Raw genomic sequence first — 20,646 nt, 5'->3', positions numbered from 1 at the left:
ACCGGCGGGCGATTTCGATTTTCTCGAATGCGCGCCGGAGAACTGGATCCATGTCGGTGGTCCCGCTGGGGATGCGCTGGCCGAGCTGGCGCAGCGCCATCCGTTGAGCTGCCACGGTCTGTCGTTGTCACTGGGCGGCAGTGCGCCGTTGGATACGCAGCTGCTGGAACAGGTCGGCCAATTCCTGGAAATGCACCGCGTGCCGCTGTACAGCGAACATCTGAGCTACTGCAGCGACGACGGCCACCTGTACGACCTGCTGCCGATTCCGTTCACCGACGAAGCGGTGCGCCACACCGCCGCGCGCATCGCCCGCGTGCAGGACCTGCTGGGTCGCCGCATCGCGGTGGAAAACGTGTCCTACTACCTGGCACCGGAGCCGGCGATGGACGAGCTGGCGTTCACCAATGCGGTGCTCGCCGAAGCCGACTGCGACCTGCTGCTGGACGTCAACAACGTCTACGTCAACGCCTGCAACCATGGCTACGATGCCGATGCCTTCATCGCCGGCCTGCCTGCACAGCGCATCGTCTGCCTGCACGTGGCCGGGCACCTGGACGAGGCACCCGACCTGAAGATCGATACCCATGGCAGCGCAGTGATCGATCCGGTCTGGGAGCTGCTGGCACGCACCTACGCACGCATCGGCCCGCGCCCCACCCTGCTCGAACGCGATTTCAATTTCCCGCCCTATGCGGAATTGCAGGGCGAACTGCAGACCATCCGCCGCCTGCAGGCCGCGCACGCCGGGGCTGCACATGGCTGATTCCGCCGACACCCTGCGCTCTCAGCAACACGCGTTCACCGCCCACCTGCGCGACCCGCAGGCGGTACCTGCGCCGGCCGGCCTGGATCCACGCCGGGTGGCGGTGTACCAGCACCTGCTGTTCAACAACCTCCTCGGCCTGTTGAGCAATGGCTTCCCGGTCTGCGTGCGCCTGCTTGGCGAACCGGCCTGGAGCGTGCTGGTGCGCCACTACTTCGCCACCCATCGCTGCCAGACACCGCTGTTCACCGAACTGGCCGCCGAGTTCGTGCAGTGGCTGCAGGCGCAGCCACAGCTGCCGCATCCGGCGTTGGCCGAACTTGCTCATTACGAGTGGATGGAAACCGCGCTGTACCAGCTTCCTGCCGAGCCGCTGCCGGTGCCGGGTGACATCGACCCACTACGGGTTCCGCTGCAGCGCTCGCCGCTGGCATGGCCACTGCTGTATCAGTGGCCCGTGCACCGGCTCGGTGCCGAGGACGCACCGTCACAACCGCCAGCCGAACCGACCGGCCTGCTGGTCCGTCGCGAGGCCGATGGCGAGGTGCGCTTTGCCGTACTTAGCCCGCTGGCGGTGTACCTGCTGTCCAGCATCGGCGAACACCCCGGCCTCGATGGCCATGGCTACCTGCGGCACCTGGCCGCCGCGCACGGCCTGGCCGAGGACGCGCTGGCCGGACCCGGTGCCGCGCTGCTGCAGCAGTTCCTGCAGGCCGGCGTGATCGGCCCGCTCGCAGTCCCCGGCTGACGCCCCCTTTCCCCGGAGAACCGCCGATGAACCTCCCGACCCTGGCCACCGTGCGCGGCCAGCTGGACCGTCTCGCCCCCTGGCTGGCCCCGCTCGGCCTGCGCCTGCTGATGGCCTGGGAATACTTCGAATCCGGCCGCGAAAAACTGCACGGCCAGAACTGGTTCGCCGACCTGCAGGATGCCTTCCCGTTCCCGTTCGACCAGCTGCCGGCCACCCTGAACTGGCAGCTCGCCACGTGGTTCGAACTGATCGGCGCGGCCTGCCTGCTGGTTGGCTTCGGCACCCGGTTTGCCGCGGCCAGCCTGCTGTTGCTGACCGTTGTAGCGACCTATGCAGTGCATTGGCCGATGGAGTGGAACTCGCTGGCCGACCTCGCCATGGGCTATGCGATCACTGACCAGGGCTTCGGCAACTTCAAGCTGCCGGTGCTGTTCATGGCGATGCTGCTGCCACTGATCTTCACCGGCGCCGGCAGGCTGAGTGTGGATGCGTGGTTGGCGCGGTGGCGGCCATCGGGCACGACGGCACAGCCCGCAGTCCGGTAGATGCCGGCCCTGGGCGGCGCGCACCGTGCCAACCAAGGTTGGCACCTACAGGAAACCTGAGCGTGCGGTGCCCGGTAGGTGTCGACCTTGGTCGACACACGACCACGCAGGGAACCCATGCACAGAAGGCTGACCGGGCGCTCAGGGTCGCTCTGCTAGAATTCACGCATGACTGCCCCCTCCCCCGCACCTGCCGCCGCTCCCGATTCCGCAGTACCCCAGGCGCAGCGCGCGATGTCACAACGCTTCCGCGGCTTCCTGCCGGTGGTGGTGGATGTGGAAACCGGCGGCTTCGACAGCCAGCGCAACGCCCTGCTGGAAATCGCCGCCGTGCCGATCGAGATGGACGAGAACGGCCTGCTCTACCCCGGCCAGACCGCCAGCGCCCACGTGGTGCCGGCCGAAGGCCTGGAGATCGACCCGAAGTCGCTGGAAGTGACCGGCATCATCCTCGACCACCCGTTCCGGCTGGCCAAGGAAGAGAAGGCCGCGCTGGACCACATCTTCACCCCGGTGCGTGCGGCGATGAAGAAATACGGCTGCCAGCGCGCGATCCTGGTCGGCCACAACGCCCATTTCGATCTCGGTTTCGTCAATGCGGCGGTGGCCCGGACCGGTCACAAGCGCAATCCGTTCCATCCGTTCAGCGTGTTCGACACAGTGACCCTGGCCGGCATCGCCTACGGGCAGACCGTGCTGGCACGTGCGGCCACGGCCGCCGGGCTGGGGTGGGATGCCAATGAGGCGCACAGCGCGGTGTATGACACCGAGCAGACCGCGCGGTTGTTCTGCACCATCGCCAACGCTTGGCCGCGGTGAAGCGGCCAACGGCGGAGCCCCTCGTGGCGTGAAGCGAATCATCAGTTGGCCCGGACGGGTGGACTGCGCAGGGGACGCTGCAAGTACGTCCATGTAAGCTCGGTCGCCGCTTGCTCGTGTGCGCTGTCCTGCGCACACGGCAAGACCGGGGTTGGGCATCCGGCCCAACCCGCCCGAGGCATGCCTCAGGCCCATGCGGCTCACGCCCCTGCGCAGCCCACCCGTCCGGCCACGGACACGTTGCTGAGTGCCACGGAAAGATCAGAAAAGCAGGAGCAACAGCGGATCGCTGCGCTCGTTGGGGCTGCCGACGACCTCTGTGGTGGGTACTCCTTTGGTGGGTGCCGACCATTGGTCGGCACCGCCGGTTGGTGCGGCACTCCAGTAGATCCACGCCATGCGTGGATGCGATCAACCGATGCTCGTGCGGTCGCGGCCGTCGCTCTTGGCGCGGTACAGCGCGCGGTCTGCGCGCTGGTACAGCAGCGCCGGGGTGCGGTCGTCGGCGTCCAGCTCCACCAGCCCCGCGCTGAAGGTCACGCGCAGGCCGTCCACACCGGCCCAGTCGGGGTGGTCATGGAACAGGCCGCGCAGGCGTGCGCACAGCTGTGCGGCTTCCTCCAGGCGGGTGTCGTTGAGCAGCAGCGCGAACTCTTCGCCACCAGTCCGCGCGGGCAGGTCCGAGTCGCGGCTGGCGGCGGCGATCAGCCGCGCCACCTGCACCAGCACGGCATCGCCGATGCTGTGGCTGTGGCGGTCGTTGACGTCCTTGAAGTGGTCGATATCCAGCACCACCAGGCACAGCGGATGACCACTGCGCTGCGAACGCGCAAAGTCGCGGGCCAGCGTTTCATCGAAGGCACGGCGGTTGGCCAGGCCGGTCAGCGCATCTTCGCGGGCCTGCCGTTCGAAGGCCTCGGCCTGGCGTGCCAGGCGCTCGGCCAGTTCGGTCTTTTCCTGGTTCAGTGCCTGCAGGTGCACGGTCTTCGCCTGCAGGTCGAAGGTGGCCTCGTCCACCCGCCGCGCCAGGCGCAGGTTGCTGGCCTTCAGCTGCTGCAGCAGCAGGCGGTACAGCGCCACCAGCCCGGCCAGCAGCAACAGTCCACCCAACCCCTGCACGCTGCGTCGCTGCCACCAGAACGGCTCCACGGTGAAGCTCCATACCGCTTCCTGCTGGCCCCAGCTGCCACTCGGATGGGCCGCGGCCACGTGCAGGGTGTAATCGCCCGGCGGCAGGCCGACGAACTCCACGCTGCGCTGCGGGCCGCGTTCGACCCACCCCGCATCCAGGCCATCCAGCCGCGTGCGGTAGCGGATCCGGTCCGACATCAGGTAGCTCAGGCCGACATAGCTCACCGTCAAGCGACGGCCGCCGGGAATGTAGTTGCGGTCCGGGCCTTCCCAATGCACCGGTGCGCCATCCACCTGCACGCTTTCAATCGCTGCCGGCGGTGAAAGGCGCTCGCGGAAGCGCTGCAGGCGTTGCGGGTCAACGGTGCTCAGGCCTCCGGCGGTGACCACCCAGAACGTGCCGTCCTGGCGCAGGATCGCCGAGGGCCCGGAGCTGCCGTTGGCCTGCGCATTGGCCATGCCGTCGATCTCGTTGTAGCGCTCCACCATCACCCGGGGTGCGCGGCCATCGGCCACGGCGTTGAGGGTGGCCATGTCGGTGCGCAGTACACCGCGGTTGCTGCTGATCCACACATTGCCAAGGCGATCCGGCACCAGCTGGAACACCGCATCCACCGGCATGCCCTGCTCCAGCCCCACCCGCGCCAGCGTGCCGTTCCGCCAGCGGTACAGGCCGCGGTCGCTGCTGATCCACATCGCGTCGCCCAACTGATGGAAGCCGAACACGCTGCGGCCACCGCCCAGCGGCGCCAGGTCGATCGACTGCACGTGGTCGCCGCGCAGCACGCGGATTCCCTCGATGGTGCCGATCCACAGGTTGCCCTGATGATCGTGCTCAAGTGCGGTGATCAGGCCGCCGGGCATGCCCGGGACGTTCGATACCTGCACACGGTCACCGTCGATGCGGACCACGCCCTTCTGCGTGCCGGCCCAGACCACACCCTGCGGGTCCACGCTGATCGCGCGGATGTTGCCACCCGGCATGCCATCGGCGGCGGCATAGTTGTGCCGCAGCCGGCCGTCACGACCAAGACGGTAGACGCCATCGCCGAACGTTCCGACCCACAGGTCACCGTCCGGGCCCTGCGCCAGGCTGAGCACCGAAGGTGCCTTGCCGCCGCGGTTGTGCAGCGGCATCGCACGGAAGCGGCCATCGGCGGTCTGCAGATCGAGGCCGCTGGCACTGCCGACCCACAGCTGGCGGTCGCGGTCCTCGAATACGGTGCGCACATAATCACCACTGAGGCCATCGCGCTCGGTGTAGCTGCTGAACAGCGTTTCGCGCAGGCGGTACAGGCCGCCGTTGGCACCGACCCAGATGCTGCCCTCGGCATCCTCGCGCAGGCTGACCACGCGTCCACCCGGCAGGTTCAGGCCCGCCGGCAGCCGCTCCAGTCCATGCGAGGAGATCCGTAGCAGGCCCTGGTTCTCGGTGCCCAGCCACAGGTCTCCATGGCGATCCTGCAGCATCGAGGTCAGGTGCAGCTGGCCCGGCAGGCGGTGCATCAGCACCAGCTGATCATCTTCCACGCGGTACAGGCGCTCGCCGGCGACGATCCACAGCGCGCCGTCCGGAGCGCGGTACGGCCACGACAGGCCACTGCCGGCGCCCAGCCCCCACGCCGCGGGCGCCCGCTTGAGCACGCCGTCGTTGTCGCGCAGCACCAGCCCGTCCAACGTACCGGCCCAGACCCGGTCCTGCGCATCGACCACCAGCTTGGTGAAGCTCATCGCCATCGGCAGGTCGGCGGCCGGCGCCTGGTAGACGATGCCGGTGTCCGGCGTCAGATAGCCGATGCCCTTGCCTTCATAGAGCAGCCACAGGCGGCCCTGGCTGTCCATCTGCATGGACTGGATCAGTACCTGCGGGGTATCGGCCTGGTGCTCCCAGACCCGCCACTGGCCATCGTTACCGCGGTGGCTGACGTTGCCGCGCGAATCACTGATCCACAGCCCGCCCTGACGGTCGACGAACAGCGCACCGATGCCGTTGTCGCGCAGGCCCGGGCGGGTGCTGCGGTCGAACACGGTGAAATCGAGGCCGTTGTATCGCACCAGGCCTTCCCAGGTGGCGAACCACAGGTGGCCTTCGGGGGTCTGCGCGATGTCGCGCAGCGAGTTGTGTGGCAGGCCGTTGCGCGACGTCCATACATCGATGGCGTAATCGCGCAGCGGCGGTGCCCCCTCCTGCGCAGCCACCGGCAGTGCAAGGGCCAGCAGCAGCCACAGCAGGCCCTGTCGCAGCCATCGACCGATACCTGATCCGCAGCGCTCCGCCCAGCGCCCGATGTCCCCCTGTCCGGCCATCAGTGCAGCGGCGGCGGCCAGGTAGGGCTGCCGGGCCTGGCAGCATGCGGGAACGGCCAGGCAGCGCTGAACGGCATGCCGGCGGGAACGGGCTGGCTCATCGGGGGGAAACTGGGAAGATGCGCAGATGATAGGCCAAACCCGGCCCACGGCGTCACCATCGCCAGCCGCGAAGACTCAGCCCGCGCGCCCCGGCGGCGTTACCTGTGCACTGGCCGGCCACTGCACTACCGCCTCCAGCCCGCCTTCGGCGCGGTTGCGCAGCCACAGCCTCGCGCCATCCTTCTCGGCCAGAGCGCGGGCGATGGTCAAGCCCAGACCGGCGCCGCCGGTTTCGCGCGAACGCGAGGTCTCCACCCGCACGAACGGGTCGAACACGGCTTCCAGTTGATCTTCGGCCAGGCCGGGGCCGTCGTCGGCCACCACCACGGTGATCGCGCCGCCACTGCGCTCGACCCGTACCCGCACCCGGTAGGCGTACATCACCGCGTTGTCCACCAGGTTGGAAAACAGGCGGTGCATGGCCAGCGGACGCAACATCAACACCGCACCGCTGCCCCCTTCGAAGACGACATCACCGCCGCCCTCGGCGGTGTCTTCAACGATGCTCTCCAGCAGCGAATCCAGGTCCAGTGCGGCACGCTGCTCGGCGCTCTCAGCGCTGCGCGCCAGCTCCAGGCCTTCGCGCACCAACGCCTGCATCGCAGCCAGATCGCCGATCAGGCGCTCGCGCAGTACCTCGTCGCTGACGTTCTCCAGGCGCAAGCGCAGGCGGGTCAGCGGGGTCTGCAGGTCATGGGTGATCGCCGCCAGCATCTGCGTGCGCTCAGCCAGGTGCCGCTGCAGGCGATGCTGCATGGCATTGAAGGCTTCGGCAGCACGCTGCACCTCGCGCGGCCCGCGCAGCGGCAGGGGATCGCGCTGCAGGTCGTCGCCCAGGTCTTCGGCGGCGGCCGCCAGCTCCTGCAACGGCGCGCTGGCGATGCGCGCGACGATGTAGGCCAGCACCGCGATCGCCAGCACCAGCAGCGTCAGGAACCACGGATCAACGGCGAGGATGCCGTTGTGCGCCACCGCCGGCGAATCCAGCGCCAGCTTCAGCAACGTGCCGTCGTTGAGGGTCACGTCGACCGCACGGCACTTGGGCGGGATGAATGCCGGATCACGCTCGCGCGGGTGCTTGCGGTGCCCAGGCGGCGGCGGCGGCAACAGGTCCTGCAGCTTGGGAATGCAGGAGCGGAACGAAGCGAAGTGCACATGCGCGCGAGCGACCGGCCCCGGCCGGTCATCCAGCACTTCCATCAACGCCGTGTCGGCCCGCCCCAGGCGCGCGCCGGGTTGCAGCGCGCGGACGCTCGGCCCACCGATTTCGAGCAGGCGCTCACGCAGTTCGGGATTGCCGTCGAGCAGGTTGACGTAGCCCTGCAGGCGGTCAGCGATGCGGTTCAGGTTCTGCCGCTCGAACTCCTGCTGGCGCTTGGAGGTGGCCAGCATGGTCGCGCCGATCGCGGCCACGCTCATGCCCAGCAGCAGGATCACGAACAACCGCCCGACCATCGAGGACAGGAAATGGCGCAGGCGCTTCATCGCGGCTTATTCCAGGTTCACCGAGGAGGCCAGTACATAGCCTTCGTTGCGTACGGTCTTGATCAGCCCGTCCGGGCCACCATCGTCGCCCAGCTTGTTGCGCAGGCGGCTGACCTGCAGGTCGATCGCGCGATCCTGTGCCTCGTAGTTGCGGCCACTGCTGAGCGCGACCAGCTGCTCGCGCGACAGCACCTTGTTGGCATGGGCGATGAACACCCGCAGCAGGCGGAACTCGGCGCCGGACAGCACCACCACGCGATCGTCCGGGTCCACCAGGTGGCGATGCTCCAGATCGAACACCCACCGCGAGAAGCGCGCACGGCGCACCGCCAGCGGCTCCAGGTTGGCTGGCAGCGCCTCGGTCCGGCGCAGCACGTTGCGGATGCGCGCCAGCAGCTCGCGCGGTTCGAACGGCTTGGCAAGATAGTCGTCGGCGCCCATTTCCAGGCCCAGCACGCGATCGATCGGCTCGGCGCGTGCGGTCAGCATGATCACCGGCGTGTTCGAGCGTGCGCGCAGGTCGCGGCACAGGGTCAGGCCATCCTCACGCGGCAGGTTGAGGTCGAGCACGATCAGGTCCACGTGCTCGCGGTCCAGCAACTGGCGCATGGCGGTGCCGTCGGCAGCCGTGCTCACCTGGTAGCCGGCACGGCCGAGCTGTTCGGCCAGCAGGGTGCGGATGTCGTTGTCGTCGTCGACGATCAGCAGTCGGTGCATCGTGTTTTCAGTCTCCATGTCGCGATCATCCCGTGTCGGCAGCTGAACCGCATCCGGGGCAATGCGTACCAGTGTATCCACCCGTGGGCGGGATACCTGTGGTTACGCGTATTCACCGACAGTGTTACATAGAGACATACCCCGAGGATTGAGCCGCCCATCGCCCGGTCTTCACAATGCCCACCAACGCCGCCGCCGCGGCCCCGAGAGTGAAGCCACGACGTGACGTTCCGCCTGCTGCCCGCGACCCGCCGGGGTCGCCTGATACTGATCGCCCTGCTTGCCCTTGCCGTCGCCGCAGCCGCCTGGTGGCTGCTGCGCAAGCCCGCCGCCCCGGCGGTGGCGACCACCCCGGTCAGCCGCGGCGACATCGAGCAGACGGTGGAGGCCACCGGTGTGATCGACGCCTACAAGCTGGTCAGCGTGGGTGCCCAGGCCTCGGGCCAGATCAAGTCGCTGAAGGTGCAGCTGGGCGACACGGTGAAGGAAGGCGACCTGATCGCCGAGATCGACGCCACCACCCAGCAGAACCAGGTGCTCAACGCGCAGGCCTCGCTGGACCAGGTCACCGCCCAGCGCGCCGTGCAGCAGGCCACCCTGCGCCAGGCCGAACTGGAGTTCGCGCGCCAGCAGCAGATGCTGGCCGCCGAAGCCACCTCGCGCCAGGAATACGATGCCGCCGAGGCACAGCTGAAGACCGCCCGCGCCCAGCTGCAGTCCTACGAGGCACAGATCAAGGGCCGCGAAACCGAGCTGGGCACCGCCCGCGCCAACCTGGCCTACACCCGCATCACCGCGCCGATGGACGGCACCGTGGTGGCGGTGGTGGCCGAGGAAGGCCGCACCGTGAACGCCAACCAGACCGCACCGACCATCGTCATGCTGGCGCGGCTGGACGTGGTCACCGTCAACGCCGAAATCTCCGAGGCCGACGTGGTCAAGATCAAGGCCGGCATGCCGGTGTACTTCACCACGCTGGGCGATCCTGACCGCAAGTACCACGCCACCCTGCGCCAGATCAATCCGGCGCCGGCCTCGATCGCCAACGAGAATTCGTCCAGCTCCAGCAGCTCCTCCAGTTCCAGCTCCAGCAGCGCGGTCTATTACAACGCGCTGTTCGACGTGGAGAACCCGGACGGCACGCTGCGCATCGACATGACCGCGCAGGTCTCGGTGCTGCTCAAGCAGGCCAAGGGCGTACTGATGGTGCCGGCGGTAGCTCTGGGACCGAAGCGCCGTGGCGACGAGCGCATGGTGCGGGTACTGGACGACAAGGGCCAGCCGCAGCCGCGCAAGGTCAGCGTGGGCATCAATAACGGCGCCTCGGCCGAGATCCTGTCCGGGCTGAAGGAAGGCGAGCGCGTGGTGGTGGGCGAAGCCGGTGCGGCCGGTGCCAGCGCCGGCGGCGGCAACCGCGGCGGCATGCAGATGCGGGTCGGCGGCCCGGGCATGGGGCGCCGATGAGCACGACGGCGCCGCTGCTGCGCCTGCGCGACCTGCGACGCGAATTCCCGGCCGGCGATGATGTGATCGCCGTGCTGCGCGACGTCAATCTCGACATCCACGCCGGTGAGATGGTGGCCATCGTCGGCCAGTCCGGCTCGGGCAAGTCGACGCTGATGAACATCCTCGGCTGCCTCGATCGCCCCACCCGTGGCAGCTACCAGGTGGCCGGCCGCGAAACCGGGAAGATGGAACCGGACGAGCTGGCCGAACTGCGCCGCGAACATTTCGGTTTCATCTTCCAGCGCTATCACCTGCTGGGCGACCTGGACGCGCGCGGCAACGTGGAAGTGCCGGCGGTGTATGCCGGCAGCCCCGGCGCAGTGCGCAACGCACGGGCCGAGCAGCTGCTGCAACGGCTGGGCCTGAGCGACCGCATGCACCACAAGCCGGGGCAGCTGTCCGGTGGCCAACAGCAGCGCGTGTCGATCGCACGTGCCCTGATGAACGGCGGCGAGGTGATCCTGGCCGACGAACCCACCGGCGCGCTCGACACGAAATCCGGCGAGGAAGTGATGGCGATCCTCGGCGAGCTGCACGCCGAAGGCCATACCATCATCATCGTCACCCACGACATGAGCGTGGCCGAACACGCACAGCGCATCATCGAGATCCGCGACGGCGAGATCATCGCCGACCGCGCCAACCCGAACGCACCGACCTACCGTGCGCAGCGCGAGGCCAGCACCGGCGTCGCCCGCGGCAACAGCTGGCGGGCGGCCCGCGACCGCTTCACCGAAGCGTTCCGCATGGCACTGCTGGCGATGAACGCGCATCGGCTGCGCACCTTCCTGACCATGCTCGGCATCATCATCGGCATCGCCTCGGTGGTCTCGGTGGTGGCGCTGGGCAATGGCTCGCAGCAGCAGATCCTGCAGAACATCAGCGCGCTCGGCACCAACACCATCGACGTCTATCCCGGCCGTGGTTTCGGCGACATGCGCTCGGCGCGGGTACAGACGCTCAAGGCCAGCGATGCCGATGCACTGGCAAAGCAGAGCTACGTGGACAGCGCCACGCCCAGCGTGTCGACCTCGGTCACCGCGCGTTACCGCAACCAGTCGTCCACTGCCCAGGTCAGCGGCGTCGGTGAACAGTTCTTCCGGGTCAAGGGCGTGACCCTGCTCAGTGGCAGCTTCTTCGACAGTGATGCAGTGAAGGGCCTCGGCCAGGTGGCGGTGATCGACGAGAACACCCAGACCCAGTTCTTCCCTGATGTCGACCCGGTCGGCCAGGTGATCCTGCTCGGCAACGTGCCAGCACGCGTGGTCGGCGTGGCCAAGCGCCAGAGTTTCGGTTTCGGCGGCAGCACCAGCCTCAGCGTGTGGGTGCCGTACACCACGGTGATGTCGCGCATGCTCGGCCAGAGCCACGTCTCCAGCATCACCGTGCGCGTGGACGACGACACGCCGATGGATGCGGCGCAGGAAGCGATCACCCGCTTGCTGACGATGCGCCATGGCACCGAGGATTTCTTCCTCAGCAACAGCGCCGAGATCCGCCAGACCATCGAACAGACCACGCGCACGATGACGCTGCTGATCGGCGCGATCGCCGCCATCGCGCTGCTGGTCGGTGGCATCGGCGTGATGAACATCATGCTGGTGTCGGTCACCGAGCGTACGCGTGAGATCGGCGTGCGCATGGCCGTGGGTGCGCGGCAGAGTGATATCCGCCAACAGTTCCTGATCGAAGCGGTGCTGGTGTGCCTGCTCGGCGGCGTGCTCGGCATCGGCCTGGCCCTGCTGCTGGGCTCGATGATCGGCCGCTTCGCCAGCGACTTCCAGGTGCTGTTCTCCACCGCCTCGATTGTCGCCGCCTTCGCCTGCTCGACCCTGATCGGCGTGGCGTTCGGCTTCCTGCCCGCGCGCAATGCCGCGCAGCTCGACCCGGTGGAGGCCCTGGCCCGCGAATGAAGATGATGACCCGACTGCCCTTACCTGCTCCCTCGCGCCTGCTGGTGGTGGGCGCTGTTCTGCTCGCCTTCTCAGGCTGTGCATCGGTGGGCCGCTACCCGGTGCAGGCCCCCGACGTGGCGGCCAGCTACGGGCGTGGCGACGCCACCCTCAATGCACCCGCCGACGACCCGCGCAGCAGCCTGGATACACCCGGCCGCGACATCCGCCAGGACACCTGGTGGACCGGCTTCGGCGATGAACGACTGGACCGCCTGGTGGCGCAGGCGCTGGCCGCCAACAGCGATCTGGCCGCCGCCGGCCTGGCCGTGCAGCGCTCGCGCCTGCAGGCTGGCCTGGCCAGCAACGCGCTGTGGCCGCAGCCTTCGTCCTCCGGGGTCAGTGGCAGCGCCAGCCGCGCCACCAACCAGGCTGATGACTGGCGTCGCAGCTATTCCACCGGCGTTTCGCTGGGCTGGGAGGTCGATCTGTGGGGCCGCCTGCGCACCCAGCGCGACATCGCCCGCTGGGAAGCCGAGGCCAGCGAGGAAGACCGGCAGAACACCGCGCTGCTGGTGATCGGCGACACCATCACCCAGTACTGGAACCTGGCCTATCTCAACCAGTCGATCGCCACCGGCCAGGCCAACCTGGAGCGGCTGGAACGTACCCGCGAACTGGTCCAGGCCCGCTTCGACGCCGGTGCGGTATCGCGCCTGGAAGTACGCCAGGCACTGCAGAACCTGCAGTCGCAGCGCTCCTCGCAGAGCGCGCTGGAACAGCAGCGGGTGGAAGTGCGCAATGCGCTGACCGTGCTGCTGGACGGCACGCCGTGGCCACAGCAGGACGAGCCGCAGGACCTGCTGGCCGCACGCAGCCCCGGGATCAACGAAGGCCTGCCGACCGACCTGCTCGGCCGCCGTCCCGACCTGCGCGCAGCCGAACTGCGCCTGCGCAACAGCCTGAAGACCATCAAGGTGACCGCCACCCAGTACTACCCGGCGCTGAGCCTGACCGGCAGCCTCGGTTCCAGTGCGACCTCGCTGGGTGATGTGCTGCGCAACCCGGTGGCCACCCTGGGTGCGGGCCTGTCATTGCCGTTCCTCAATCTGCAGCGCGCGCAGCTGGATACCGACATCGCCGGCACCGGCTACCAGATCGCCGCGACCAATTTCCGCAAGACGCTGTACACCGCGCTCTCGGAAGTGGACAACGCACTGTCGGCACGCGAGCAGCTGGCGCGCCAGGTGGCGGCCTCGCAGGCTTCGTATGACGAAGCGGTGGAAGTGGAGCGCGCGCAGGAAGTGCGCTACCGCGTGGGTGCCACCGACCTGCGCACCTGGCTGGAAGCGCAGCAGACCCGGCGTGATGCCGAGCTGTCGTTGGCGCGCGTGCGCCAGAGCCAGCTGAACAACGACGTGACCCTGTTCAAGGCGCTGGGCGGCAGCGCGGGCTGAGGCGGCAACAGCGCCAACCAAGGTTGGCGACTACCGGCAGGTGTCGACCTTGGTCGACACGCTACTTCTGTAGAGCCGAGCCCATGCTCGGCTGCCTTCTTGATCGGGTATGCGATAGCCGAGCGTGGGCTCGGCTCTACAGATCAACCGCGCTGGCGCACGGCCTCGAACAGGCTGACGCCGGCGGCGACGGAGACGTTCAGGCTCTCGATCTCGCCCGGCATCGGAATCTTGACCAGGCCATCGCAGTTCTCGCGGGTCAGGCGGCGCAGGCCATCGGCCTCGCCACCCAGCACCAGGGCGATGTTGCCCTTCAGGTCCAGCTGGTACAGCGAAGCGGTGGCTTCGCCGGCCAGACCATAGATCCACACGCCCTGCTTCTGCAGGTCCTTCAGGCAGCGCGACAGGTTGGTCACCGCCACTACCGGGATCAGATCGGCGGCACCGGCCGAGGTCTTGCGCACGGTCGCGTTCACCGTGGCCGACTTGTCCTTGGGGATGATTACTGCAGTCGCGCCGGCCGCAGCGGCCGAGCGCAGGCAGGCGCCGAGGTTGTGCGGGTCCTGCACCTCGTCCAGCACCAGCAGCAGGGCCTTGCCTTCGGCTGCAGTGACCAGGCCTTCCAGCTCGTTCTCGCTGTAGGTACGAGCGGCGGCATAGCGCGCGGCCACGCCCTGGTGGCGCACCGGACCACCCACGCCATCCAGCGCCTGGCTGTTCACCTTGCGCACGTCGATGCCCTTGCGGCGGGCGTTTTCCTCGATCTCGGTCAGGCGCGGGTTCTTCGCACCGGCCTCGACCAGCACTTCGCGGACGTTCTCGGCGTCGTTCTCGATGGAGGAGGCGACGGCGTTGACGCCGACAATCCACTGGCTGTTCTTGCTCATGCGGGCGGGGACCGGAAAGGGGGTGGCTATGGTAGAGCATCGGCGGGCCGGGCGCTGCGGCGGGCCCGCCTGTAGAGCCGAGCCTGCACCCGGCGGCCTTGGGTTCAGGCTGCGGCGACCCGCAGCCGAGCGTGGGCTCGGCTCTACAGGTGCGTTACCGGCTGCGCGGCGGCCAGTGTGGGGTGTCGTGGTCGGGATGCTGGTGGGACACGATCGTGGCCAGGAAATCCAGCGCGGCGATGTCTTCCTCGGTACGACGGGCCGGCAGGCTGGCCAACGTATCGACGAACGGCAGCTTGCGCTCGACCCCGTACTGGATCGTCGGCGGCAGGCGCTCGGGTTCGTCAAAGGCACCGGCCGCCACCGCCACGCCGTCCGGCGCCTCGTAGGTCAGCGGCGTACCGCAGTCGGCGCAGAAGCCCCGCCGCACCACGTTGGACGACTGGAAATAGCGCGGCTGGCCGCGGGTCCAGCTGAACTGCACGCCGCGCACCGACACCAGCGGCGCGTAGTAGGCACCGAAGGCCTTCTGGCACATCCGGCAATGGCAGATCGAGCTGTCGGTGAGCGCGCCACGCGCCTGGAAGCGGATCGCGCCGCACTGGCAGCCGCCGCTGTACTCGGGTTGGCCCTGCATCTGCGGTCCTCCGTAACGTCGTGCCAACCAAGGTTGGCACCTACCGGGTGAGGGATGTGCCAACCAACGGCTGGCACCTACCGGGTGAGGCAGGTGCCGACCGTTGGCCGGCACACCTTTCAATACTGCTTCTTCGTCCGCTTGGCCGGCTTTCCACGCTCCGGCAGCGACGGCAGGCCATCGCCTTCGTCCTCGCCCTTGTGTTCGACCAGGCGGAAGTCGATCTTGCGCTCTTCCATGCTGGCCTTCAGCACCAGGATCCGCACGCGGTCACCCAGCCGGTAGCTGGCGCCACGGCGCTCGCCGGTCAGCGTCTTGCGGGTGGCGTCGAACTTGTAATAGTCCTGCGGCAGCTGGGTCACGTGGACCAGGCCCTGCACTTTCGACTCATCCAGCTCGACGAACAGGCCGAAGCTGGTCACGCCGCTGATCACGCCATCGAACTGGCCACCCACGTGCTTTTCCATCCACGCCGCGCGGTAACGCTCGTCGACCTCACGCTCGGCTTCATCGGCACGGCGCTCACGCTCGGAGCACTGCAGCGCCAGGGCAGCCATTTCGCGCGCGTTGTAGGTGAACTTGTCCAACGGCTTGCCGGACAGCGCGTGCTTGATCGCGCGGTGCACCAGCAGGTCGGGATAGCGACGGATCGGCGAGGTGAAGTGCGCGTACGCCTCCAGCGCCAGGCCGAAGTGGCCGTGGTTCTCCGGGCTGTAGATCGCCAGGCTCTGGCTGCGCAGCAGCACCGATTCCAGCAGCGTGGCATCGGGGCGGTCGCGGATCTTCTTCAGCAGCTTGGTGTAATCGCCCGGGCGCACCTTGGACCACGGCGGCAGGCTCAGCTTGAACTCCTTGAGGAACTCAAGCAGGTCGGCGTACTTGGTTTCCGGCGGCTTCTCGTGGATGCGGTACGGGGCCGGCACGTGGCGCGACAGCAGGTACTTCGCCGCCTCGACGTTGGCCGCGATCATGCATTCCTCGATCAGCTTGTGCGCGTCGTTGCGCACCAGCATGCCGGCCTGGGTCACTTCACCGCGGTTGTCCAGCACGAAGCGCACTTCACTGCTTTCGAACTCGATGGCACCGCGCTTGGCGCGCGCCTTGGACAGCACCTTGTACAGCTGGTGCAGGCGCTGCACCTGCGGCAGCAGGTCACCCATCCAGGCTTTGGTATCAGCATCGTCCTCGCCCACCGCCTTCCACACCTGGGTGTAGGTCAGGCGCGCGTGCGAGTTCATCACCGCCTCGTAGAAGCGCGAATGCGTGACCAGGCCGTCGCGGTCGATCTGCATGTCGCAGACGAAGCACATGCGGTCGACCTTCGGCATCAACGAACAGATGCCGTTGGAGAGCGTCTCCGGCAGCATCGGCACCACGAAGCCGGGGAAGTAGACCGAAGTCGCACGCTTCTGCGCTTCCTCGTCCAGCGGCGTGCCGGGGCGGACGTAGTTCGAAACATCGGCAATCGCCACCACCAGGCGGAAACCGTCGGCATTCGGCTCGCAGTACACCGCGTCGTCGAAGTCCTTGGCATCTTCACCGTCGATGGTGACCAGCGGCGTGCTGCGCAGATCGACACGGTCGCCGATCATCGCCGGTTCAACCACCATCGGCACCGAGGCGGCTTCGTCCAGCACCTCCTGCGGGAACTCGAACGGCAGCTCGTGGCCGTGGATGGCGGTCTCCACCACCAGCGATGCGGTCAGCTTGTCGCCGAGCACGGCGATGATGCGGCCGATCGGCGGACGGCGGCTGTCCGGCGCCTGGGTCAGCTCGCAGACCACCAGCTGGCCGTCGCGCGCGCCACCGGTCTGATCCGGCGGCACCTGTACGTTGCGCTGCACGCGCTTGTCGTCGGGCACCACGTAGTTGATGCCCATCTCGATGCTGAAGCGACCGATCAGGCGGGTCATGCCGCGCTCAAGCACGCGGGCGATGCTGCCTTCGCGGCGGCCACGATGGTCGATGCCGGTCACACGGGCCAGCACCTTGTCACCGTGCATCACCTTGCGCATTTCATACGGTGGCAGGAACAGGTCGTCGCCACCCTCGACCGGGCGCAGGAAGCCAAATCCTTCCGGGTTGGCGATCACCACGCCGGTGACCAGGTTCAGGGTCTGGATCGGGGCGAAACCACCACGACGGTTCTGCACCAACTGGCCATCACGGACCATGGCACCAAGCCGGCGCGACAGCGCCTCGGCCCGGTCAGGTGCGGTCAGGCCCAGGCGCGCGCCCAGTTCTTCGGCGGTCTGCGGCCCGTCGCAACGCTCCAGCAGGGCCAGGATGGCCTCGCGGCTGGCGATGGGCTGTTCGTATTTCTCCGCTTCACGCGCGGCATAGGGATCGTCGATCACCTTGCCGGTCGGCGGCAGCTTGCGGCCCGGGGCCGGGCCTGGCGCGTCGGTATTGCGGACCTTGCGGCCACGCGGTGGTGCGCCGCCTTCATTCAATTCGGGGAACCAGCCCGGCAACGGCTTGCCCGGCTTGGTGGTGCGGGCCGTGCCCGCCTTGGCGCCCTTCTTCGGGCCCTGGCTGCGGGAGGTGCTCCCGCCCTTGCTTGGTTTTTTGGTAGTCATCGCCCTACATGGTAGCCGTTGACGGCGTGCAGAACGGGTCAGTGGCCGTCTTGAACGCCTTGCGTGAAAAATATTCAGGAAGTCGTTGACAGCCTGCGGATTCATCTTCACAATTGCGCCTCTGGAACGCCCAGGTGGCGGAATTGGTAGACGCACTAGTTTCAGGTACTAGCGGGTAAAACCGTGGAGGTTCGAGTCCTCTCCTGGGCACCAACGAAAAAACTCCTCGCTTCGGCGGGGATTTTTTTTGCCTGTAATCCGGCCCTGAGGCTCGCCCCTGATTCCTCCAGGAAGGAACTCCGACCGGTAATCGCAATGATCTTCACAAGGGTGTTGACACCCCCGTCACAACACCCCATAATTTCGCTCCTCGACGCCCAGGTGGCGGAATTGGTAGACGCACTAGTTTCAGGTACTAGCGGGTAAAACCGTGGAGGTTCGAGTCCTCTCCTGGGCACCACGTCGAGAATGAGAAAAACCCGCGAAAGCGGGTTTTTTCATGCCCGTGATTCGGCATCGCCGCGATCGACGGCCGGCATCACAACAACGGCCGCAGCACCAGCTCCAGCCCGAGCAGCAGCAGGAAACCCAGGAAGCAGGCCCGGAACACCCGTGCACTGATGCGCTGCCGGATCACCTGCCCCAGCCACATGCCCAGCAATGCCGGCAGCACCGCCAACGCACTCAGCCCCAGCTGCTGGATGCCGAATGCGCCATGCAGCACCAGGCCGGTGGTCAGCGAAATCGTCGACACAGTGAAGGCCAGCCCCAACGCCTGCACCAGCTCCTCGCGCTGCAATCCCAGCGACTGCAGATACGGTACCGCCGGCATCACGAACACGCCGGTGGCGCCGGTCACCACGCCCGACAATGCCCCCACCAGCGGCCCCAGCCAACGCTCGCGCCGCTGCGGCACGCGAAACACCGGTGCAAGCAGGGCATAGACGGCATAGACCACCAGCGCCACTCCCAGCGCAACGCGCGACCAGGTGCGATCGACCCGCACCAGCAGCGCCGCCGAACCCAGTGTCACCGCCACCACCGCCAGCATCATCGGCCACAGGCGCCGCACGATGGGGCCCAGCGACGGGCCGGACAACAGCTGCCACGCGTTGGTGACAAAGGTGGGGATGAACAGCATCGATGCCGCCGCCACCGGCGACAACGCGCCACCGAGCAGCCCCATCGCCACCGTCGGCAACCCCATGCCGGTCACGCCCTTGACCACGCCAGCCAGCACGAACACCACCACCAGCAGCGCGTAGAAGTACATCGATTCATTCATGCCTTCATTGGATCGGGCCGTCGCCCGGCGCACAATGCGGCCTTCCCGGCCCACCCTTCGGCTGATCCGAAGGCTCGGGCGTTGCGATGAGGGCATGACATGCGGATGGATATCGCCGACCTGCGCCTGTTCCTGGCGATTGCCGAGGCGGGCAGCATCACGGCCGGCGCGGCGCAGGCGAACCTGGCCCTGGCCTCGGCCAGCGAACGCCTGCGCACGATCGAAGCCGATGCCGGCACCGTGCTGCTGAACCGCCATCCGCGTGGCGTCAGCCTGACTGAAGCCGGCGCCGCCCTCGCCCACCATGCACGCCTGATCCTGCAGCAGCAGGCGCAGCTGCGCGGCGAACTGCAGGCATTCGCGCATGGCGCGCGCGGTACCCTGCATCTGTATGCCAATACCGCTGCGCTGACCAACTACCTGCCCTCGCGGCTGGCACCGTGGCTGGCCGAACGCCCACGCCTGCATGTGGAACTGCTGGAGCGCACCAGCCCCGAAGTCGTGCGTGCGATCAGCGCTGGCCAGGCCGAGGCCGGCATCATCAGCGATGCGGTCGACGCTGCCGGCCTGCAGCAGCATGTGGTGGCCGAAGATCCACTGGTGATGCTGCTGCCCGCAGACCATCGCCTCGCATCGCGGCGCAGCCTGGCCTTCGCCGATGTTGCCGGCGAGACTTTCGTCGCCCTGGCCGATGGCAATGCACTGCAGACCTACATCGAGGACCAGGCACGCGACATCGGGCGGCGCCTGGACGTGCGCATCCGCATGAAGACCTTCGAAGGGGTGTGCATCATGGTCGGCCACGACATTGGTATCGGCATCGTGCCGCAGACCATCGCCCGCCAGCATCGGCGCAGCACGCATACCGTCGCCGTACCGCTCGCCGATGCGTGGGCACAGCGCCGCCTGTGCGCCTGTTTTGCCGAGTGGGCGCAGTTGTCATCGGCAATGCGCAGCCTGCTGCTTCACCTGGGTGTGCAGCCGCAGAAAAAGCTGTGAAATGTTGTTGACACATCCTCTGCCGTACCGCACAATTCGTCTCCTGAGTCGCCCAGGTGGCGGAATTGGTAGACGCACTAGTTTCAGGTACTAGCGGGTAAAACCGTGGAGGTTCGAGTCCTCTCCTGGGCACCACGACTCAAGATGATCAAACCCGCGAAAGCGGGTTTTTTCGTTTCCGGGGTTTGGCGAGCGTGGCATCGCATCTACCGCTCGAACTGTCGTATCTCGCACCACCCAGGCGTCACCCGCTGGTGCATACCTCCTCCCGGCGCGTCGTCACCAAACCCTGAACGGCTTTCTTCTGGGTCGCATTTCACATTGCGCGTTCAATTCGTAATTTTCCTAGTCGGAGATCTACCCGATTCCTTTTCGGTGGAAGGCAGATTTACGGGAGCCGGTTGCAGGTCTATCGCCACGACCTGACCAGCGCCCCCCCCCCTTTCCCCAAAGGACGCCCCAATGCAGCGCAGCATCATCTGCCCTCACTGCCACACCGGCTCGAACCACGGCGTACGCGTATGCGTGGGATGCCAGGCCGAGGTCCACTACGGCGCATCGAAGGAGGCCGTAATGTTCGTCTTTGTCGCCGCCATCATCTGCGGCGCACTGGTCGGCAGCCGATTGCAGGCCACTGCCGGCTGGATCACGTGCGGCGCCGTACTTGTGGCGGGAATGTGGGCCATTTCCCGATTGTTCCGTGATCGGGTGGTGTTCAAGCGCGTCTATCGCACGCGCTGAACCTGCGCCGCTGCACTCCCCCAACGGCAGGGCCCGTGCG

At 67.4% G+C, this 20,646-nt stretch carries 16 protein-coding genes and 3 tRNA genes; 12 read left to right on the top strand and 7 right to left on the bottom strand.

The genetic code is table 11. From position 1 onward, the window contains the following. From N5D45_RS13145 to rnt, 4 genes are all read left to right on the top strand, one after another. Positions 1–766: DUF692 domain-containing protein (locus N5D45_RS13145; RefSeq protein ID WP_279939066.1), on the top strand; the 766-nt coding region annotated here is incomplete at its 5' end. Next, complete coding sequence (locus N5D45_RS13140; protein WP_057504338.1) at positions 759–1,514, top strand: putative DNA-binding domain-containing protein; 756 nt, start codon at positions 759–761, stop codon at positions 1,512–1,514. The genes N5D45_RS13145 and N5D45_RS13140, both read left to right, overlap by 8 nt. A gap of 26 nt (positions 1,515–1,540) precedes the next feature. After that, positions 1,541–2,062 carry a DoxX family protein gene (locus N5D45_RS13135; RefSeq protein ID WP_057504337.1) on the top strand — a complete coding sequence of 174 codons (522 nt, stop codon included), beginning with the start codon at positions 1,541–1,543 and terminating at the stop codon, positions 2,060–2,062. Positions 2,063–2,296: 234 nt separating this feature from the next. Further along, positions 2,297–2,881: a ribonuclease T gene (gene rnt, locus N5D45_RS13130; RefSeq protein WP_005408782.1), complete on the top strand. Its 585-nt coding sequence runs from the start codon at positions 2,297–2,299 to the stop codon at positions 2,879–2,881. Between the two features lie 411 nt (positions 2,882–3,292). On the opposite strand, the gene N5D45_RS13125 is transcribed toward rnt, so the two are convergent. The 3 genes from N5D45_RS13125 to N5D45_RS13115 all read right to left on the bottom strand — a co-directional run bounded on the left by N5D45_RS13125 (position 3,293) and on the right by N5D45_RS13115 (position 8,641). Continuing rightward, a complete protein-coding gene (locus N5D45_RS13125; RefSeq protein ID WP_228355182.1) occupies positions 3,293–6,319 on the bottom strand; it encodes a ligand-binding sensor domain-containing diguanylate cyclase in 3,027 nt (1,008 codons plus the stop codon). Positions 6,320–6,496: 177 nt separating this feature from the next. Beyond that, positions 6,497–7,906 carry an ATP-binding protein gene (locus N5D45_RS13120; RefSeq protein ID WP_010486233.1) on the bottom strand — a complete coding sequence of 470 codons (1,410 nt, stop codon included), beginning with the start codon at positions 7,904–7,906 and terminating at the stop codon, positions 6,497–6,499. 6 nt (positions 7,907–7,912) lie between these two features. Continuing rightward, the gene (locus N5D45_RS13115; protein ID WP_005408779.1) at positions 7,913–8,641 is read right to left on the bottom strand and encodes a response regulator; all 729 of its coding nucleotides are present in this window, start codon (positions 8,639–8,641) and stop codon (positions 7,913–7,915) included. 204 nt (positions 8,642–8,845) lie between these two features. On the opposite strand from N5D45_RS13115, the gene N5D45_RS13110 reads away from it, so the two are divergent. From N5D45_RS13110 to N5D45_RS13100, 3 genes are read left to right on the top strand one after another with little or no spacing between them, the layout of a single operon-like run. Then, the gene (locus N5D45_RS13110) at positions 8,846–10,087 is read left to right on the top strand and encodes an efflux RND transporter periplasmic adaptor subunit (RefSeq protein WP_164192301.1); all 1,242 of its coding nucleotides are present in this window, start codon (positions 8,846–8,848) and stop codon (positions 10,085–10,087) included. After that, positions 10,084–12,042: a MacB family efflux pump subunit gene (locus tag N5D45_RS13105; protein WP_010486241.1), complete on the top strand. Its 1,959-nt coding sequence runs from the start codon at positions 10,084–10,086 to the stop codon at positions 12,040–12,042. Before N5D45_RS13110 ends, N5D45_RS13105 begins: the two co-directional genes overlap by 4 nt. Then, the gene (locus N5D45_RS13100) at positions 12,039–13,478 is read left to right on the top strand and encodes a TolC family protein (protein WP_164192303.1); all 1,440 of its coding nucleotides are present in this window, start codon (positions 12,039–12,041) and stop codon (positions 13,476–13,478) included. Before N5D45_RS13105 ends, N5D45_RS13100 begins: the two co-directional genes overlap by 4 nt. A 143-nt stretch (positions 13,479–13,621) precedes the next feature. On the opposite strand, the gene rlmB is transcribed toward N5D45_RS13100, so the two are convergent. The 3 genes from rlmB to rnr form a co-directional block, all read right to left on the bottom strand. Then, entirely contained in the window at positions 13,622–14,365 is a 744-nt protein-coding gene (rlmB, locus tag N5D45_RS13095; RefSeq protein ID WP_010486245.1) for a 23S rRNA (guanosine(2251)-2'-O)-methyltransferase RlmB, read from the bottom strand. 154 nt (positions 14,366–14,519) lie between these two features. Then, positions 14,520–15,002 carry a GFA family protein gene (locus N5D45_RS13090; protein WP_010486247.1) on the bottom strand — a complete coding sequence of 161 codons (483 nt, stop codon included), beginning with the start codon at positions 15,000–15,002 and terminating at the stop codon, positions 14,520–14,522. A gap of 119 nt (positions 15,003–15,121) precedes the next feature. Then, positions 15,122–17,581: a ribonuclease R gene (rnr, locus tag N5D45_RS13085; RefSeq protein ID WP_164192306.1), complete on the bottom strand. Its 2,460-nt coding sequence runs from the start codon at positions 17,579–17,581 to the stop codon at positions 15,122–15,124. Between the two features lie 128 nt (positions 17,582–17,709). Between rnr and N5D45_RS13080 the strand changes: the two genes are divergently transcribed. Both N5D45_RS13080 and N5D45_RS13075 read left to right on the top strand, forming a co-directional pair. After that, positions 17,710–17,794: transfer RNA gene (locus N5D45_RS13080), tRNA-Leu, on the top strand. Between the two features lie 162 nt (positions 17,795–17,956). After that, positions 17,957–18,041: transfer RNA gene (locus N5D45_RS13075), tRNA-Leu, on the top strand. Positions 18,042–18,119: 78 nt separating this feature from the next. Here the strand turns inward: N5D45_RS13075 and N5D45_RS13070 are convergent. After that, on the bottom strand, positions 18,120–18,866 hold the full coding sequence (locus tag N5D45_RS13070; RefSeq protein ID WP_010486252.1) for a sulfite exporter TauE/SafE family protein: 747 nt from the start codon (positions 18,864–18,866) through the stop codon (positions 18,120–18,122). A 99-nt stretch (positions 18,867–18,965) separates the two neighbouring features. Between N5D45_RS13070 and N5D45_RS13065 the strand changes: the two genes are divergently transcribed. From N5D45_RS13065 to N5D45_RS13055, 3 genes are all read left to right on the top strand, one after another. After that, positions 18,966–19,865 carry a LysR family transcriptional regulator gene (locus N5D45_RS13065; RefSeq protein WP_049411524.1) on the top strand — a complete coding sequence of 300 codons (900 nt, stop codon included), beginning with the start codon at positions 18,966–18,968 and terminating at the stop codon, positions 19,863–19,865. A 50-nt stretch (positions 19,866–19,915) separates the two neighbouring features. Further along, positions 19,916–20,000 (top strand) — tRNA-Leu (locus N5D45_RS13060). A 327-nt stretch (positions 20,001–20,327) separates the two neighbouring features. Then, the gene (locus tag N5D45_RS13055; protein WP_019659096.1) at positions 20,328–20,606 is read left to right on the top strand and encodes a hypothetical protein; all 279 of its coding nucleotides are present in this window, start codon (positions 20,328–20,330) and stop codon (positions 20,604–20,606) included. The last annotated feature ends 40 nt before the right edge of the window (positions 20,607–20,646 follow it).

Source organism: Stenotrophomonas sp. GD03819 (assembly GCF_029841665.1).
In the GTDB taxonomy this organism is placed as follows: Bacteria; Pseudomonadota; Gammaproteobacteria; order Xanthomonadales; family Xanthomonadaceae; genus Stenotrophomonas; species Stenotrophomonas geniculata.
This window is presented reverse-complemented; position numbering and strand designations above follow the sequence as displayed.

Excerpts from the sequence above, each read along its gene's own strand:
- N5D45_RS13140 (WP_057504338.1), top strand. The coding sequence starts at position 759 with ATGGCTGATTCCGCCGACACCCTGCGCTCTCAGCAACACGCGTTCACC.
- N5D45_RS13135 (WP_057504337.1), top strand. The coding sequence starts at position 1,541 with ATGAACCTCCCGACCCTGGCCACCGTGCGCGGCCAGCTGGACCGTCTC.
- rnt (WP_005408782.1), top strand. The coding sequence starts at position 2,297 with ATGTCACAACGCTTCCGCGGCTTCCTGCCGGTGGTGGTGGATGTGGAA.
- N5D45_RS13125 (WP_228355182.1), bottom strand. The coding sequence starts at position 6,319 with ATGGCCGGACAGGGGGACATCGGGCGCTGGGCGGAGCGCTGCGGATCA.
- N5D45_RS13120 (WP_010486233.1), bottom strand. The coding sequence starts at position 7,906 with ATGAAGCGCCTGCGCCATTTCCTGTCCTCGATGGTCGGGCGGTTGTTC.
- N5D45_RS13115 (WP_005408779.1), bottom strand. The coding sequence starts at position 8,641 with ATGGAGACTGAAAACACGATGCACCGACTGCTGATCGTCGACGACGAC.
- N5D45_RS13105 (WP_010486241.1), top strand. The coding sequence starts at position 10,084 with ATGAGCACGACGGCGCCGCTGCTGCGCCTGCGCGACCTGCGACGCGAA.
- N5D45_RS13100 (WP_164192303.1), top strand. The coding sequence starts at position 12,039 with ATGAAGATGATGACCCGACTGCCCTTACCTGCTCCCTCGCGCCTGCTG.
- rlmB (WP_010486245.1), bottom strand. The coding sequence starts at position 14,365 with ATGAGCAAGAACAGCCAGTGGATTGTCGGCGTCAACGCCGTCGCCTCC.
- N5D45_RS13090 (WP_010486247.1), bottom strand. The coding sequence starts at position 15,002 with ATGCAGGGCCAACCCGAGTACAGCGGCGGCTGCCAGTGCGGCGCGATC.
- rnr (WP_164192306.1), bottom strand. The coding sequence starts at position 17,581 with ATGACTACCAAAAAACCAAGCAAGGGCGGGAGCACCTCCCGCAGCCAG.
- N5D45_RS13070 (WP_010486252.1), bottom strand. The coding sequence starts at position 18,866 with ATGAATGAATCGATGTACTTCTACGCGCTGCTGGTGGTGGTGTTCGTG.
- N5D45_RS13065 (WP_049411524.1), top strand. The coding sequence starts at position 18,966 with ATGCGGATGGATATCGCCGACCTGCGCCTGTTCCTGGCGATTGCCGAG.
- N5D45_RS13055 (WP_019659096.1), top strand. The coding sequence starts at position 20,328 with ATGCAGCGCAGCATCATCTGCCCTCACTGCCACACCGGCTCGAACCAC.